13 protein-coding genes are annotated in these 15651 nt (G+C 60.1%); 9 read left to right on the forward strand and 4 right to left on the reverse strand.

What is annotated here, in order from left to right; translation table 11 throughout:
- Positions 1-54: 54 nt before the first annotated feature.
- Positions 55-1014, reverse strand: coding sequence for a GlxA family transcriptional regulator (locus ACA073_RS24360; protein ID WP_497400071.1), 960 nt, complete (start codon positions 1012-1014; stop codon positions 55-57).
- 192 nt (positions 1015-1206) lie between these two features.
- Here ACA073_RS24360 and choX point away from each other — a divergent pair, with 192 nt between their 5' ends.
- The 6 genes from choX to ACA073_RS24390 all read left to right on the forward strand — a co-directional run bounded on the left by choX (position 1207) and on the right by ACA073_RS24390 (position 6657).
- Positions 1207-2151, forward strand: a complete 945-nt coding sequence (gene choX / locus ACA073_RS24365; protein WP_497400073.1) for a choline ABC transporter substrate-binding protein — start codon at positions 1207-1209, stop codon at positions 2149-2151.
- 89 nt (positions 2152-2240) lie between these two features.
- Positions 2241-3128: a 3-dehydrocarnitine:acetyl-CoA trimethylamine transferase CdhC gene (gene cdhC / locus ACA073_RS24370; protein ID WP_497400075.1), complete on the forward strand. Its 888-nt coding sequence runs from the start codon at positions 2241-2243 to the stop codon at positions 3126-3128.
- Positions 3129-3269: 141 nt separating this feature from the next.
- Entirely contained in the window at positions 3270-4235 is a 966-nt protein-coding gene (locus ACA073_RS24375; RefSeq protein WP_497400077.1) for an L-carnitine dehydrogenase, read from the forward strand.
- A 134-nt stretch (positions 4236-4369) separates the two neighbouring features.
- Complete coding sequence (locus tag ACA073_RS24380; RefSeq protein WP_497400079.1) at positions 4370-4846, forward strand: thioesterase family protein; 477 nt, start codon at positions 4370-4372, stop codon at positions 4844-4846.
- A gap of 13 nt (positions 4847-4859) precedes the next feature.
- The gene (locus tag ACA073_RS24385) at positions 4860-6023 is read left to right on the forward strand and encodes a gamma-butyrobetaine dioxygenase (RefSeq protein ID WP_497400081.1); all 1164 of its coding nucleotides are present in this window, start codon (positions 4860-4862) and stop codon (positions 6021-6023) included.
- Between the two features lie 370 nt (positions 6024-6393).
- A complete protein-coding gene (locus ACA073_RS24390) occupies positions 6394-6657 on the forward strand; it encodes a hypothetical protein (protein WP_007937979.1) in 264 nt (87 codons plus the stop codon).
- 99 nt (positions 6658-6756) lie between these two features.
- Here the strand turns inward: ACA073_RS24390 and gbdR are convergent, their stop codons facing one another.
- Positions 6757-7860, reverse strand: a complete 1104-nt coding sequence (gene gbdR / locus ACA073_RS24395) for a choline metabolism transcriptional regulator GbdR (protein WP_008033265.1) — start codon at positions 7858-7860, stop codon at positions 6757-6759.
- A gap of 570 nt (positions 7861-8430) precedes the next feature.
- Positions 8431-9807, reverse strand: a complete 1377-nt coding sequence (locus ACA073_RS24400) for an L-serine ammonia-lyase (RefSeq protein ID WP_497400084.1) — start codon at positions 9805-9807, stop codon at positions 8431-8433.
- Positions 9808-10242: 435 nt separating this feature from the next.
- Between ACA073_RS24400 and ACA073_RS24405 the strand changes: the two genes are divergently transcribed.
- From ACA073_RS24405 to choV, 3 genes are all read left to right on the forward strand, one after another.
- The gene (locus tag ACA073_RS24405; RefSeq protein WP_461952877.1) at positions 10243-11193 is read left to right on the forward strand and encodes a choline ABC transporter substrate-binding protein; all 951 of its coding nucleotides are present in this window, start codon (positions 10243-10245) and stop codon (positions 11191-11193) included.
- Between the two features lie 77 nt (positions 11194-11270).
- Positions 11271-12116, forward strand: coding sequence for a choline ABC transporter permease subunit (choW, locus tag ACA073_RS24410; protein WP_133835662.1), 846 nt, complete (start codon positions 11271-11273; stop codon positions 12114-12116).
- Positions 12113-13291 (forward strand): choline ABC transporter ATP-binding protein, encoded by a 1179-nt coding sequence (choV, locus tag ACA073_RS24415; RefSeq protein ID WP_497400086.1) that lies wholly within the window; start codon positions 12113-12115, stop codon positions 13289-13291. Before choW ends, choV begins: the two co-directional genes overlap by 4 nt.
- 198 nt (positions 13292-13489) lie before the next feature.
- Here choV and ACA073_RS24420 read toward each other — a convergent pair whose 3' ends face one another.
- Positions 13490-15439, reverse strand: coding sequence for a BCCT family transporter (locus ACA073_RS24420; protein ID WP_497404216.1), 1950 nt, complete (start codon positions 15437-15439; stop codon positions 13490-13492).
- Between the last annotated feature and the right edge of the window lie 212 nt (positions 15440-15651).

Genomic DNA, 15651 nt, shown 5'->3' on the forward strand with positions numbered 1-15651 from the left:
ACGCAAAACACAATGTGGGAGCGGGCTTGCTCGCGAAGGCGGTGTGTGTTTAGCTCAAACCAGTTCGCGCCCATCCCCCAACCGCCGCCGATCTTCCCGCGGACACCGCTCAAACTTCGCCCGATAACTCCGGGTGAAATACGACGGCGATTCAAACCCGCACGCGATACTCACCTCCAGCACACTCATGTCCGTCTGCCGCAGCAACTGCCGCGCCTTCTCTAGTCTTAACCGCAGGTAGAAATTGCTCGGCGTGTCGTTCAAATGCAGCCGAAACAAACGCTCCAGCTGCCGTCGCGTCACCTTGATCGATTCCGCCAACTCCAGCGTGGTCAGCGGCGGTTCGCTGTGTTGTTCCATCTCACCAATAACGTGAACGAGCTTCTTGTTGCTGATGCCATACCGCGTGGCGACTTCCATGCGCTGGTGGTCTTTGCGCGGGCGGATGCGGCCGAGCACGAATTGTTCGCTGACCTGGATCGCCAGTTCAGGGCCGTGGGCCTGGGCGATGAGATCGAGCATCAGGTCGATGGAAGCGGTGCCGCCAGCGGAGGTGATGCGCCGACGGTCGATCTCGAACAGTTCCTGGGTGACGCTGAGCTGTGGAAAGGACTCCTTGAACGCGTCGATGGCTTCCCAGTGCAAGGTCAGCCGATGGCCGTCGAGCAGGCCGGCTTCGGCGAGGATGAAGCTGCCGGTGTCGATAGCGCCGAGGGTCACGCCTTCGTTGTCCAGTCGGCGCAACCAGTGTTCCAGCGCCGGGGTGGCGAATTTCAACGGTTCAAAGCCGGCGACCACCAATAAGGTCGCGCCTTTCTTCAAGGGTTCCAGCGCCGCGTCGGCGTTGACCGACATGCCGTTGCTGGCCAGCACCGCGCCGCCGTCAGCGCTGAGCACATGCCAGCGATACAGCTCGCCGCGAAAGCGATTGGCGACCCGCAACGGCTCGATCGCCGAGATGAAACCGATGGCCGAGAAACCCGGCATCAACATGAAGTAGAAATCCTGGGACATGGAGCGCACTCGGTGGGCGGGTAGCGTGTGATGTTGATACGCCACTTGCGAGCGGCATTCAAGAGGACAGGTCGCTGCAGTGCAAGAGCTGGTCGCCGCAGTGCGCTTTCATGGGCGCCTAGCTGCGTAACTTGACATCACCGGCGCACAGACACCGGGATCCACAATAACGAACTGCCGAGGAAACCTGAGATGAAACGACTGATCAGCAGCTGTGTTCTTGCACTCAGCGGTACCGCTTTGCTGAGCGCCAGTGTCATGGCCGCCGAACCCGCGTCCTGCCAGAACGTGCGCATGGGCGTCGTGAACTGGACCGACGTGATCGCCACCAGCGCCATGACCCAGGTCCTGCTCGACGGCCTCGGCTACAACACCAAACAAACCAGCGCGTCCCAGCAAATCATCTTCGCCGGGATCCGCGACCAGCGCCTGGACCTGTTTCTGGGCTACTGGAACCCGCTGATGACCCAGACCATCACGCCGTTCGTCGATGGCAATCAGGTCAAGGTCCTTGAAGCGCCAAGCCTGAAAGACGCCCGCGCCACCCTCGCCGTACCGACTTATCTCGCCGACAAGGGCCTGAAAACCTTCGCTGACATCGCCAGGTTCGAAAAAGAACTGGGCGGCAAGATTTACGGCATCGAACCAGGCTCGGGCGCCAATACCCAGATCAAGGCGATGATCGCCAAGAACCAGTTTGGCCTTGGTAAATTCCAGCTCGTCGAGTCCAGTGAGGCCGGCATGCTCGCGGCGGTGGATCGCGCCGTGCGCCGCAAGGAAGCCGTGGTGTTCTTCGGCTGGGCGCCGCACCCGATGAACGTCAACGTGCAGATGACGTACCTGACCGGCAGCGAAGACGCATTGGGCCCGAACGAAGGCATGGCCACCGTCTGGACCGTCACCGCCCCGACATACGCCGAGCAATGCCCGAACATCGGTCGTTTGCTGAGCAACCTGACCTACACCGCCGAAGACGAGAGCCGGATGATGCAGCCGCTGCTGGATCACAAGGACGCCTTCGAATCGGCCAGGCAGTGGCTGAAAGATCACCCGCAAGACAAACAACGCTGGCTCGAAGGCGTCACCACCTTCGATGGCAAACCGGCGGCTGACAATCTGAAACTCACCAGCAAATAACTCTTCAGCAAACAGACTCGAACCGAACCACCGATTCGCAGCCCGACCGGGCTGCGAACGGCACCACCACGCCTGCAAGGAACCCCTTCATGAACCACGACGTCATCATCACCTGCGCACTCACCGGTGCTGGCGACACGACCAGCAAAAGCCCACACGTGCCGGTCACCCCGAAACAAATCGCCGCTGCCGCCGTGGAAGCCGCCAGGGCCGGCGCCACCGTGGTCCACTGCCACGTGCGCAACCCCGACACCGGCAAGTTCAGCCGTGACGTCGCGCTATACCGCGAAGTGATGGAGCGCATCCGCGAGGCCGACGTCGACATCATCGTCAATCTCACCGCCGGTATGGGCGGCGATCTGGAAATCGGCGCGGGCGAGAACCCGATGGAGTTCGGCCCGAACACCGATCTGGTCGGCCCGCTGACCCGCCTGGCCCACGTCGAAGAACTGCTGCCGGAAATCTGCACCCTCGATTGCGGCACCCTGAATTTCGGCGACGGCGACACCATTTACGTGTCCACCCCGGCGCAGCTGCGTGCTGGCGCCAAACGCATTCAAGAGCTGGGCGTGAAGGCCGAGCTGGAAATTTTCGACACCGGTCACCTGTGGTTCGCCAAACAGATGATCAAGGAAGGCCTGCTCGACGACCCGCTGTTCCAGCTCTGCCTGGGCATCCCGTGGGGCGCGCCGGCTGATACCACCACCATGAAAGCCATGGTCGACAACCTTCCGGCTAACGCCGTGTGGGCAGGTTTTGGCATCGGTCGCATGCAGATGCCGATGGCGGCGCAAGCGGTGCTGCTCGGCGGCAACGTGCGGGTGGGTCTGGAAGACAACATCTGGCTGGACAAGGGCGTACTGGCGACCAACGGCCAACTGGTTGAACGCGCCTCGGAAATCCTCAGCCGCCTCGGCGCCCGTGTTCTGACGCCGGCCGAAGGCCGGGCAAAAATGGGCCTGACCAAGCGCGGCTAACCACTAATCACACTTCACCTGTGGGAGCGGGCTTGCTCGCGAAGAGGCCGTCACATCCGGCCTATCTGTCGACTGACACACGGCTTTCGCGAGCAAGCCCGCTCCCACACGGGGATCACCGAATTCTTTCAGGACGTCGCCATGAGCTTTATCACTGATATCAAAACCTTCGCCGCCCTGGGCAGCGGTGTCATCGGCAGCGGCTGGGTGTCCCGCGCCCTCGCCCACGGCCTCGATGTAGTGGCCTGGGACCCGGCGCCCGGCGCCGAAGCAGCCCTGCGCAAGCGCGTCGCCAATGCCTGGGGCGCGCTGGAAAAACAAGGTTTGGCACCCGGCGCTTCGCAGGATCGGCTGCGCTTTGTCGCAACCATCGAAGAGTGTGTTCGCGACGCTGATTTCATTCAGGAAAGCGCCCCGGAACGCCTTGATCTGAAACTGGAACTGCACAGCAAAATCAGCGCGGCGGCCAAGCCCGATGCACTGATCGGCTCCAGCACTTCAGGCCTGTTGCCGAGCGAGTTCTACGAGAGCTCGACCCACCCGGAACGCTGCGTGGTCGGCCACCCGTTCAACCCGGTTTATCTGCTGCCCCTGGTGGAAGTGGTCGGCGGTAAAAATACCGCCCCGGAAGCCGTTCAAGCCGCCATGAAAGTCTATGAGTCCCTGGGCATGCGTCCACTGCATGTGCGCAAGGAAGTGCCGGGGTTCATCGCCGACCGTTTGCTTGAGGCACTGTGGCGCGAGGCGCTGCACCTGGTGAACGACGGTGTGGCGACGACCGGTGAAATCGACGACGCGATCCGTTTTGGCGCCGGTCTGCGCTGGTCGTTCATGGGCACCTTTTTGACCTACACCCTGGCCGGTGGCGATGCGGGCATGCGGCACTTCATGGCGCAATTCGGGCCGGCGTTGCAGTTGCCGTGGACCTATCTGCCGGCACCGGAGCTGACCGACAAACTGATTGATGATGTGGTGGACGGGACCAGTGATCAGCTGGGCAAACACAGCATTTCGGCGCTGGAACGCTATCGTGATGATTGCCTGCTGGCGGTGCTGGAGGCGGTGAAAACCACCAAAGAGAAGCATGGGATGGCGTTCAGCGAATAGCCTTCAAGCTTATAGGCCGGCAGGTCTGCCGCTTTCGCGAGCAAGCCCGCTCCCACATTGGAACTCGGTCACCTGTGGGAGCGGGCTTGCTCGCGAAAGCGGCAGACCAGTCACCACCAATACAGGAACTAACCATGCCCACCCTCACCACCTACCAAACCCGCATCATCCCCGACTGGGTCGACTACAACGGCCACCTGCGCGACGCCTTCTACCTGCTGATTTTCAGCTACGCCACCGACGCACTGATGGACCGTCTGGGCATGGACAGCAACAACCGCGAAGCCAGCGGCAACTCGCTGTTCACCCTCGAATTGCACCTCAATTACCTGCACGAAGTGAAGCTCGACGCCGACGTTGAAGTGCACACCCAAATCATCGCCCACGACAGCAAACGCCTGCACCTCTATCACAGCCTGCACCTGGTCGGCGATGACAAAGAACTGGCGGGCAACGAGCAAATGTTGCTCCACGTCGACCTCGCCGGACCGCGTTCCGCGCCGTTCAGCGAGACGACGCTGGGCAAGCTGCAAGCCATCGTTGCCGAGCAAACCGACCTGCCTGTCCCCGCCTGCATTGGCCGAGTGATCGCTCTACCGGCAAAAAAATAACAAGGAGATCGCCATGAACACCGCCGCTGCGTTTGCCGACTTTCGTACTTATCCGTTGATCAGCGCGCTGAGTGGCGTGCAGGCCCTGGCGGATCGTGTTCTCGTGACATGGGCTGATACCCGTGTCAGCCCCTTTCATCATCAATGGCTGCGGGACAACTGTCCGTGCCCGCAATGCGTCTACACCGTGACCCGTGAGCAGGTGCTGGAAATCGTCGATGTCGCAGACAACCTTACGGCGGCAAATGCGGGTGTCGATGCTGAAGGTTGCCTGTGTGTCGATTGGCGGGATGGCCACCAGAGTCGCTTTGATCCGGGCTGGTTGCGGGCCCACGCCTATGACGACGCGTCCCGCGCCGAACGCCGGGCCGGCAAGCCGAAATCCAGGCTGTGGAAAAGCGATTTGCAGCTGCCGGTGTTCGACTATCAGGCGCTGATGAACGACAACGACGCCTTGCTGCAGTGGCTGCTGGCCGTGCGTGATATCGGCCTCACCCAGGTCCGCGGCGTGCCCACCGAGCCCGGTTCGCTGAAGTTGATTGCCCAACGGATTTCCTTCATCCGCGAGAGCAATTTCGGCGTGCTGTTCAACGTGCAATCCAAGGCCGATGCCGACAGCAATGCCTACACCGCTTTCAACCTGCCGTTGCACAGCGACCTGCCGACCCGGGAGTTGCAACCGGGCCTGCAATTCCTGCATTGCCTGGTCAATGACGCGGACGGTGGCGAGAGCATTTTCGTCGACGGTTTTGCGATCGCCCAAGCGTTGCGCGAGGAAGATGCCGAGTCGTTCAAAGCTTTGTGTGAAATCCCTGTGGAGTTTCGCAATAAAGACCGTCATAGCGACTATCGCTGCCTCGCGCCGATCATCGCGCTGGATGCGTTGGGGCAGGTCTCGGAAATCCGCATGGCGAACTTTCTGCGTGGGCCGTTTGATGCCTCGATCGAGGACATGCCCAAGCTATACCGCGCTTATCGGCGGTTTATCGCCATGACTCGCGAGGCGCGGTTTCGGGTGATGACGCGGCTTAATCCCGGCGAATTGTGGTGCTTCGATAATCGCCGCACCCTTCATGCGCGCAATGCGTTTGATCCCGCCAGCGGTGCCCGGCATTTTCAGGGGTGCTATGTCGATCGGGATGAGTTGTTGTCGCGGATTCTCGTGTTGCAACGCTAGACCGCGTCATCGTTCTTCGCGAGCAAGCCCGCTCCCACAGGGGATCGCATGCCCCCTGTGGGAGCGGGCTTGCTCGCGAAGGCGGTCTATCAATCAACCCAAAATCATCGGATTCACAGGCCCAAAAAAAACCCCGATCAAGCCGTGACAGGATCGGGGCAGAAGGTACTGTTGAGGAGCCGTTGCGCGAGGGTGACCAAACCTTCGTGAAGCCAGCTGAATCCAGTGTGCCTACTCTCTCCTCTCGCAAGTTAGCCGAAAACGACCTGTTCATAGGTATGGCGGCCATTGCGACAAATCGTCCTTGCCGCCACCCCGTCCCCCTACGAGAATCGAACCACGACACCGTTCCCTGAAGAAGGATTGCGTCATGATGCACGCCGATTTGATTGACCAGGAAGACCTGTTGGGCCAACTGAAGTCGTTGGGTTTTCAAGTCCCGAGCGGCTCCACCGCCGAGCAGGCGTGCGAGTGTGCGGTGCGAGGTTTGAATGATGAACGGGCGATGACGCTGCGGACCATGGTCAAGCAGATGTACACCAGCAGTGCGACCATTTTGCCGGCTGTGCGCCAGGCGATTGATAAGCAATTGTTGCCGGCATTGGCGGAGTATCAGCAGAGCCGTAGCGCCTGATAAAACGCCTTCGCGGGCAAGCCCGCTCCCACATTGGATCTGTGAGCGACACAGATCCAATGTGGGAGCGGGCTTGCTCGCGAATGTAGGCGCCTCGGTCTAGAGCCTTACGCTGGCGAAAGTCGACTCATTACGCGCCTGACTCAACGCCGACAACGGCCCGGACAACGGTGACAGCACCAGCGCTTGCGGCAGCGGCATCATCGCCACTTGCTGCGTGGTATTGGAACCGACGCGCTCGTCACGCGGTGGAATACCGAAGTATTCGCGATAGCACTTGGAGAAGTGCGGCGTGGACACAAAGCCGCACACCGACGCCACTTCGATGATCGACATCGGCGTTTGCTTGAGCAACTGCCGGGCACGGATCAGGCGCAGTTTCAGGTAGTAACGCGATGGCGAGCAGTGCAGGTATTTCTGGAACAGCCGCTCGAGCTGACGACGGGACACGGCGACGTACACCGCGAGTTCGTCGAGGTCGATCGGCTCCTCAAGATTGGCTTCCATCAGCGCGACGATTTCCTGCAACTTCGGCTGATTGGTGCCCAGCATGTGCTTGAGTGGCACGCGCTGGTGATCCTGTTCGTTACGGATGCGCTCGTAGACGAACATTTCCGAGATCGCGGCCGACAGTTCACGACCGTGATCGCGGCTGATCAGGTGCAGCATCATGTCCAGCGGCGCGGTGCCGCCGGAGCTGGTGAAACGGTTACGGTCGAGGGTGAACAAACGGGTGCTCATGGCCACGCGCGGGAAGGCTTCCTGCATCGAGGCCAGACATTCCCAGTGCACGCTGCAATCGAAACCGTCCAGCAGGCCGGCGCAGGCCAGGGCCCAGCTACCGGTGCAGACCGCACCGAGGCGCTTGGATTGACGCGCCTGGCTTTGCAGCCACGACACGTGCTCACGGGTAACAGTGCGCTGAATGCCGATACCGCCGCAGACAATGATGGTGTCCATGGAGGGTGCTTTGTGCATGGAGGCGTCGGGGGTGATCTGCAGACCGTCACTTGCCCAGACCTGACCGCCATCGACGGTGAGTGTGGTCCAGCGATACAGCTCGCGACCGGACAATTGGTTGGCCATGCGCAGGGGTTCTACGGCGGAGGCCAGAGAAATAAGCGTGAAATTGTCCAGCAGCAGAAAGCCAATGGATTGAGGCGCACGGTTCTGGGGTTGAGCCCCGGAGTTGAACGTCGTCATCGCGGTATCTCCTCACACAAAGCGGGTGATGGCCTCAGGCGGAGGCTCTTGTTATTGCCATCGTTCTCGCGTGGGAGACGGGCTTTGTAATGACAGAGCAATTGCCATGCCTAAAATTGAATGCGCGTTCAATAACTCCTGAAAACGACGTCGCGGTGCGTCTATATAAGCCGCGTCGCGAGTGGGGGTTATAAGTGGCAGGAAGGGCAGCAAGCGCTGTGGTCCGAAGCGTGTGAGCAAATCGGTAGCACTTGTGGGAACAGGGCTGCGGCGCCCCTGAAAAGAGTGTCACCGCTGGCACAGGGGATGGACGGTCAGGGTCGGGTTGGATCCCTGACTTGCTGCAAGTGGCTTATCTGTAAGCGACGCGCCAAAACGTGGCGCGTTTTGAATCGGGTGTTCACTTAGCGCGCAGTTTTGACTGGTCTGGTCGGGCTTAGCGAGGTCTGTTGTGGCGAGGGGATTTATCCCCGTTCGGCTGCGAAGCAGTCGCCGAGACTCTGGGGCCGCTTCGCGACCCAACGGGGATAAATCCCCTCGCCACAACAGCCCACCACAAGTGCTAGCCACTCAACACTCAACCGCACTCACCGCCAACCCACCCCGCGATGTCTCTTTATATTTGTCATGCATATCCGCCCCGGTATCACGCATGGTGCGGATCACCCGGTCCAGGGAAATAAAGTGCTGACCATCCCCGCGCAATGCCATCTGCGCGGCGTTGATCGCCTTCACCGCGGCAATCGCATTACGCTCGATGCACGGCACCTGAACCAGCCCGCCGACCGGGTCACAGGTCAGACCGAGGTTGTGTTCCAGACCAATTTCCGCCGCATTGCACAGTTGCTCCGGCGTGGCGCCGAGAATCTCCGCCAACCCCGCCGCCGCCATGGCGCACGCCGAACCGACTTCGCCCTGGCAACCGACTTCCGCGCCGGAAATCGACGCGTTCTTCTTGCACAGAATCCCCACCGCTGCGGCACTGAGGAAATAGTCGACCACGTTGGCGTCAGTCACCACTTCGCTGAACTTCATGAAGTAGTGCAATACCGCCGGAATGATCCCCGCCGCGCCGTTGGTCGGCGCCGTGACCATGCGCCCGCCAGCGGCGTTTTCTTCATTGACCGCCAGGGCGAACAGGTTGACCCATTCCATCGCGCTCAGCGTTGAGCCGATCACGTTGGGTTTGTTCAATTCCTGCAGGCTACGGTGCAATTTAGCCGCACGACGACGCACGTTCAGGCCACCGGGCAGGATGCCTTCGTGCTTGAGGCCTTGCTCGACGCAATCCTGCATGGCCCGCCAGAGTTTCATCAGGCCGGCGCGGATTTCGTCTTCGCTGCGCCAGACCTTCTCGTTGGCCATCATCAGCTCGGCGACGCGCAGGTTGTGGTGTTTGCAGAGGCTAAGCAGCTCGACGGCACTGGAGAAATCGTACGGCAACTCGGTGCGATCCAGATCCACAACGCCGCTGGAGGCTTGCGCTTCATCGACGACAAATCCGCCGCCGATGGAATAGTAGGTGTCGCGATGCAGCTCGCCGTCATCACCTGATGCAATCAGGGTCATGGCATTGGGATGGAACGGCAGGTTTTCGTCGATCAGGCGCATGTCCCGGGCCCAGATGAACGGCACTGGAAAACGGCCGTCGAGCAGCAGCGTATGGGTTTCGCGCAGGGTTTCAATGCGGATGCCGATTTGCGACGGATCGATCGCGTCCGGCCATTCACCCATCAGGCCCATGATCACCGCGTTGTCGCTGCCGTGACCGATGCCGGTGGCCGACAACGAACCATAAAGCTGAACTTCAACGCGCCGCACTTGCTCCAAAAGATCCTGCTCACGCAAACCTTGCACGAACAGCGCGGCGGCGCGCATTGGCCCCACGGTGTGCGAACTGGAAGGGCCGATGCCGATTTTGAACAGGTCGAAAACGCTGATAGCCATTACTGCCGAACTCCTGGATGTGCCAACTCCAGGCACAGAAGCGCCCGGTGACGGAGCTGCTACGCTCAAGCTGCAATCCGCCGGGATGGCCGCATCATCAGGCTTTTGCCGTGTCGTTCGACGTCTCACACCGACGCACTCATGCCCACCAACGCCTCAGGTCTTTTACGTAGCGTTTTCGCCGTTTTTTTGCGGTTCAGGTGGGCAAACGGGGCTGAAAAAATCTGTAAACGACGTCACCGACACTGGATGCGACCATCCCTGTACTGGTTACGACGCACCCTGTAGGCGTCAGATTTTCACTGGTACATGATCGTATCGACTCGATTGCAAGGCGCCGTGGTAGAGCTGTCTCCAAAACGCCATCCAACCGCAACCTATAAGTGCGGTGGTCCAGTCGGAACACTGCCAAAAAAAACACCAAGGAGTCCATCCATGAAAGGTTCCCCGTCGTTGTTGTTGGCCGCCATGCTGAGTCTGCCGTTACTGGCTCAAGCCGCAGAACCCGCTCAGTGCAGTACCGTAAACTTCTCAGATGTCGGCTGGACCGACATTACCGCGACAACCGCCACCACCAGCGTCGTTCTCGATGCCTTGGGCTACAAGACCAAAACCACCATGATTTCCGTGCCGGTGACCTACAAGTCCCTGGCCGACGGCAAGAACATGGACATTTTCCTCGGTAACTGGATGCCGACCATGGAAAACGACATCAAGGCCTACCGCGATGCCGGTACCGTGGATGTCGTGCGCACCAACCTCACCGGCGCCAAGTACACCCTCGCCGTACCGCAGGCGCTGTACGACAAAGGGCTGCATGACTTCGCCGACATCGCCAAATTCAAGAAAGAACTCGACGGCAAGATCTACGGCATCGAACCGGGTAACGACGGCAACCGTCTGATCCAGAGTATGATCGACAAGAACGCCTTCGGCTTGAAGGACGCCGGTTTCAAGATGGTCGAATCCAGTGAAGCCGGCATGCTGTCGCAGGTCGACCGCGCCCAGAAACGCGACACCGCCGTCGTATTCCTCGGCTGGGCGCCGCATCCGATGAACAAGCGTTTCAAGATTCAGTACCTGACCGGTGGTGACGACTTCTTCGGCCCGGACTTCGGTGCCGCCACCGTGGCAACCAATACCCGCAAGGGGTACGTCCAGGAATGCAGCAACGTCGGCACCTTGCTGAAAAACCTGGAATTCACCGTCGACATGGAAAGCGCACTGATGGGCAACATCCTGGACGACAAGATGAAGCCTGACGCGGCCGCCAAGGCCTGGCTCAAAAAGAATCCACAGGTCCTTGATACCTGGCTCGCTGGCGTGACCACCATTGACGGTAAACCAGGCCTGGAGGCCGTGAAAGCCAAGCTCGCGCAGCCTTGAATTAAGGAAGCGTCGCTTACGCCGGGCGAGCTCGCTCGCCCGGGCTGTTTATTCCTTGCATGCGGACGTTCACTACCATGCTGATTGATCAGAAAATCCCTTTAGGCCAGTACATTGCGGGCTTCGTTGAATGGTTGACGCAACACGGCGCCAACACCTTCGACGCGATCGCCGTGACACTGGAAACGATGATCCACGGCGTGACTTTTGCGCTGACCTGGTTCAACCCGCTGGCATTGATCGGCCTCATCGCGCTACTGGCTCACTTCATTCAACGAAAGTGGGGGCTGACCGTTTTCGTTATCGCCTCCTTCCTGCTGATCCTCAACCTGGGGTACTGGCAGGAAACCATGGAAACCCTCGCCCAGGTGTTGTTCGCCACCCTGGTCTGCGTGGTCATCGGCGTGCCGCTGGGCATCGTCGCTGCACACAAACCGATGTTCTACACACTGATGCGTCCGGTGCTCGATCTGATGCAGACCGTACCGACCTTCGTTTACCTCATTCCTACCCTGACCCTCTTCGGTCTGGGTGTGGTCCCGGGTCTGATCTCCACGGTGGTGTTTGCGATTGCCGCGCCCATCCGCCTGACCTACCTGGGTATCCGTGACGTTCCCGCAGAATTGATGGACGCCGGCAAAGCCTTCGGCTGCTCGCGCCGTCAACTGCTCGCACGCATCGAACTGCCCTACGCCATGCCAAGCATCGCGGCCGGTATTACCCAGTGCATCATGCTGTCATTGTCGATGGTGGTGATCGCGGCACTGGTGGGCGCCGACGGCCTGGGCAAACCCGTGGTCAACGCACTGAACACTGCTGATATCGCCCTGGGCTTCGAAGCCGGCCTGGCGATCGTATTGCTGGCGATCATGCTCGACCGTATCTGCAAACAACCCGACGCTAAAGTAGGGGGTGACGCATGAGCATTATTCGCTTCGAAGACGTCGACGTAATCTTCTCCAAAGACCCGCGCGAGGCGCTCAAACTCCTCGATCAGGGCATGACCCGCGACCAGATCCTGAAAAAAACCGGGCAGATTGTCGGCGTTGAAAAGGCCAGCCTGGATGTCGAGAAAGGTGAAATCTGTGTGCTGATGGGCCTGTCCGGCTCCGGCAAATCCAGCCTGCTGCGCTGCATCAACGGCCTCAACACCGTCAGCCGCGGCAAGTTGTTTGTCGAGCACGAAGGCAAGCAAATCGACATCGCGTCCTGTACCCCGGCAGAACTGAAAATGATGCGCACCAAGCGCATCGCGATGGTGTTCCAGAAGTTCGCCCTGATGCCTTGGCTGACGGTGCGCGAGAACATCAGTTTCGGCCTGGAAATGCAGGGTCGGCCGGAGAAGGAACGGAAAAAACTGGTGGACGAAAAGCTTGAGCTGGTGGGCCTGACCCAGTGGCGCAACAAGAAGCCCGACGAACTCTCCGGCGGCATGCAGCAGCGTGTCGGCCTGGCCCGCGCCCTGGCGATGGACGCCGACATTCTGCTGATGGACGAACCGTTTTCGGCCCTCGACCCGCTGATCCGCCAGGGCCTGCAGGACGAACTGCTGGAGCTGCAAAGCAAGCTGAACAAAACCATCGTCTTCGTGAGTCACGACCTCGATGAAGCACTGAAGCTCGGCAGCCGTATCGCGATCATGAAAGACGGTCGCATCGTCCAGTACAGCAAGCCGGAAGAAATCGTTCTCAACCCGGCGGACGACTACGTGCGGACCTTCGTCGCGCACACCAACCCGCTGAATGTGTTGTGCGGTCGCAGCCTGATGCGCACCCTCGACAACTGCAAACGCATCAACGGTTCGGTTTGCCTCGATCCGGGCGGCGATTCGTGGCTGGACCTGGCCGAAGGCAACACCATCAAAGGTGCACGCCAGAATGGTTCGGCCCTGGATCTGCAGAACTGGGTGCCAGGTCAGGCCGTAGAAGGCCTGGGTCGTCGACCTACCCTGGTGGATTCGAACATCGGCATGCGCGATGCGCTGCAGATTCGTTATCAGACCGGCAACAAACTGGTGCTGCACGACAACAACCATGTGGTCGGGATTCTCGGCGACAGCGAGCTCTATCACGCACTGCTCGGCAAGAACCTGGGCTAAGACCGCAGACACAAAAACGCCGCGAGAGGATCGCGGCGTTTTTGTTTATTGGGGTATCAGGTAAAGGAGCTTTGCTGCTGATGGCCCCTTCGCGAGCAAGCCCGCTCCCACATTGGAACGCGGTCACCTGTGGGAGCGGGCTTGCTCGCGAAGAACACGACGCGGTGCTTCAGACAGAACCACCGCGTCACTTACAACTCAGCTATAAACCCGGCCAAGGAGCTGCCGATGGCTTTCAAACTGATCGAGCACGTCACGGGTGATCTGATCCTGAGTGAAGCCCATCAGGTCATAATCCTGGCTGCCGTTGTGCAGGTATACCTCGGCGCGGTAGTAGCGTGCGCGCGGCTCGTCAGCGCTTTCAGCCGACACCGTGTCGCTCGCCGCAGCCAGATAGCCATCCAGGCTCACTTCGTAGACAAAAGGGTTGCCCTCTTCCATCTCGATCCGCAGGCCCATGCAGCGCTTGGCTTTGCCCAGCAACGTTTGCACGTCCAGACCTTTACCACGCAATTGCACCACGGCCTCTTCCAGCGCAGGGCTGACTTGCTTGTCCATGAAACGCTGAACGATCGACTGATTCGGTTGCAGGTCCAGTTGGGTCAGACGCTCGCTGAAACCACGACGACCGCGTGCAGCCAGCTCCGCTTGCTCCTGTTCGATCTGCACGTCCTGGCGCATGGCCTTGTGCAAGCCGAACATGAAGAACACCAGCACCACCGAGAACGGCAGACCGGCCAGCACCACCATGGTTTGCATGGCTTCGAAGTTACCGGCGAACAGCAGGCCGATGGTCACCAGCGTGATCACCAGCGACCAGAAGATCCGCAGCCAGTGCGGCGCATCTTCGTCGACGTTGCCACCCTTGCACGAAAGATTGGCCATCATTACCGCGCCAGAGTCCGCCGGGGTCAGGAACAGCACGAAACCAACGAAGATCGACACGCCGATCACCACTTTCGACGCCGGGTAATGCTCCAGCAACTGGTAAATCGCCATGGACGGCTGCTCCAGCGCCGTCTTCCCGAGCTCCACCGCCCCATGGTTCATCACCAGGTCCAGGGCCGAGTTACCGAAGATCGACAGCCACGCCAGGGTGAAGCCCAGCGGGATCAGCAGCACGCCGGCCACCAGTTCACGCACCGTGCGACCACGGGAAATACGCGCAATGAACATGCCTACGAATGGCGCCCAGGAAATCCACCAGGCCCAGTAGAACAGGGTCCACAGGCCCAACCAGCGGCCGGACTTCTCACTGTCGGCTTCGTACACATAAAGGTCGAAGGTCTTCATCACCACGCCGTTCAGGTAGTCACCGACGTTTTGCACGAAACCGTTGAGCAGGTGCAACGTCGGGCCGAACAGCAGCACGAAAATCAGCAGACCGCTGAACAGCACGATGTTCAGGTTGGACAGACGACGAATGCCGTTTTCCACACCCGACACGGCCGCAATGGTCGCCACGGTGCTCATCACGATGATCACGATCAGCAGGTTGGTGTTGCTGTGTTCCATGCCGAACAGGTTTTCAAGGCCCGACGACACTTGCAGCGAACCAATCCCCAGGTTCGTCACCAGCCCCAGCAGGGTCACGAACATGCCGAAGCCGTCCACCGCATGACCGGCCGCGCCTTTGACCCAACGCTCACCGACCAGCGGATACAGCGCCGAACGCAACGCCAGCGGCTGATTGTGGCGGTAGGCAAAGTACGCCACGGCCAGGCCGACCAGAGCGTAGATCGCCCAGCCATGCAGGCCCCAGTGCAGGAAGGTCAACTGCACCGCCTGACGTGCGGCCATGTTGCTGGCCGAAACGCCTTCCGGCGGGTTGAAGTAGTGGTCCAGCGGCTCGGAAGCACCGAAATACAACAGCGAGATGCCGATACCCGAGGAGAACAGCATCCCCGCCCAGGCGCCATAACTGAAGTCCGGGGTGTCGTCCTTGCTGCCCAGTTTGAGCTTGCCGTAGGACGAAAACGCCAGGCCGATCACGAAAACCAGGTAAGCGGCGATCACCACCATGTAGTACCAGCCGAAGCTGCGGGACAACCAGGCCTGAGCCACTCCGAGCATTCTGCCGGCCTCTTGCGGGGCAATGATCAGAATGGCGGTCAACAGCAGGATCAGCGCGGTAGAGGTGTAGAACACCCAACCGTTGACCGTCACCTTCTCGGGCGGGGTCTTTATTAGAGAGGCAGAACTCATGGCACAGAGGCTCCGGCAGTGCGAGAGAAGAACACAAGGCAACGCGATACCCGACCAATCGGTTAGTTGGCAGCCGACCGACGGGTGATATAAAGACACCCCGAAAAAAGCCCGAAGCCTGTAGACGCTGTCGCGTATAGGTTTCGAGCCATTTC

The organism is Pseudomonas sp. LBUM1670 (genome assembly GCF_059695695.1).

Excerpts from the sequence above, each read along its gene's own strand:
- ACA073_RS24360 (WP_497400071.1), bottom strand. The coding sequence starts at position 1,014 with ATGTCCCAGGATTTCTACTTCATGTTGATGCCGGGTTTCTCGGCCATC.
- choX (WP_497400073.1), top strand. The coding sequence starts at position 1,207 with ATGAAACGACTGATCAGCAGCTGTGTTCTTGCACTCAGCGGTACCGCT.
- cdhC (WP_497400075.1), top strand. The coding sequence starts at position 2,241 with ATGAACCACGACGTCATCATCACCTGCGCACTCACCGGTGCTGGCGAC.
- ACA073_RS24375 (WP_497400077.1), top strand. The coding sequence starts at position 3,270 with ATGAGCTTTATCACTGATATCAAAACCTTCGCCGCCCTGGGCAGCGGT.
- ACA073_RS24380 (WP_497400079.1), top strand. The coding sequence starts at position 4,370 with ATGCCCACCCTCACCACCTACCAAACCCGCATCATCCCCGACTGGGTC.
- ACA073_RS24385 (WP_497400081.1), top strand. The coding sequence starts at position 4,860 with ATGAACACCGCCGCTGCGTTTGCCGACTTTCGTACTTATCCGTTGATC.
- ACA073_RS24390 (WP_007937979.1), top strand. The coding sequence starts at position 6,394 with ATGATGCACGCCGATTTGATTGACCAGGAAGACCTGTTGGGCCAACTG.
- gbdR (WP_008033265.1), bottom strand. The coding sequence starts at position 7,860 with ATGACGACGTTCAACTCCGGGGCTCAACCCCAGAACCGTGCGCCTCAA.
- ACA073_RS24400 (WP_497400084.1), bottom strand. The coding sequence starts at position 9,807 with ATGGCTATCAGCGTTTTCGACCTGTTCAAAATCGGCATCGGCCCTTCC.
- ACA073_RS24405 (WP_461952877.1), top strand. The coding sequence starts at position 10,243 with ATGAAAGGTTCCCCGTCGTTGTTGTTGGCCGCCATGCTGAGTCTGCCG.
- choW (WP_133835662.1), top strand. The coding sequence starts at position 11,271 with ATGCTGATTGATCAGAAAATCCCTTTAGGCCAGTACATTGCGGGCTTC.
- choV (WP_497400086.1), top strand. The coding sequence starts at position 12,113 with ATGAGCATTATTCGCTTCGAAGACGTCGACGTAATCTTCTCCAAAGAC.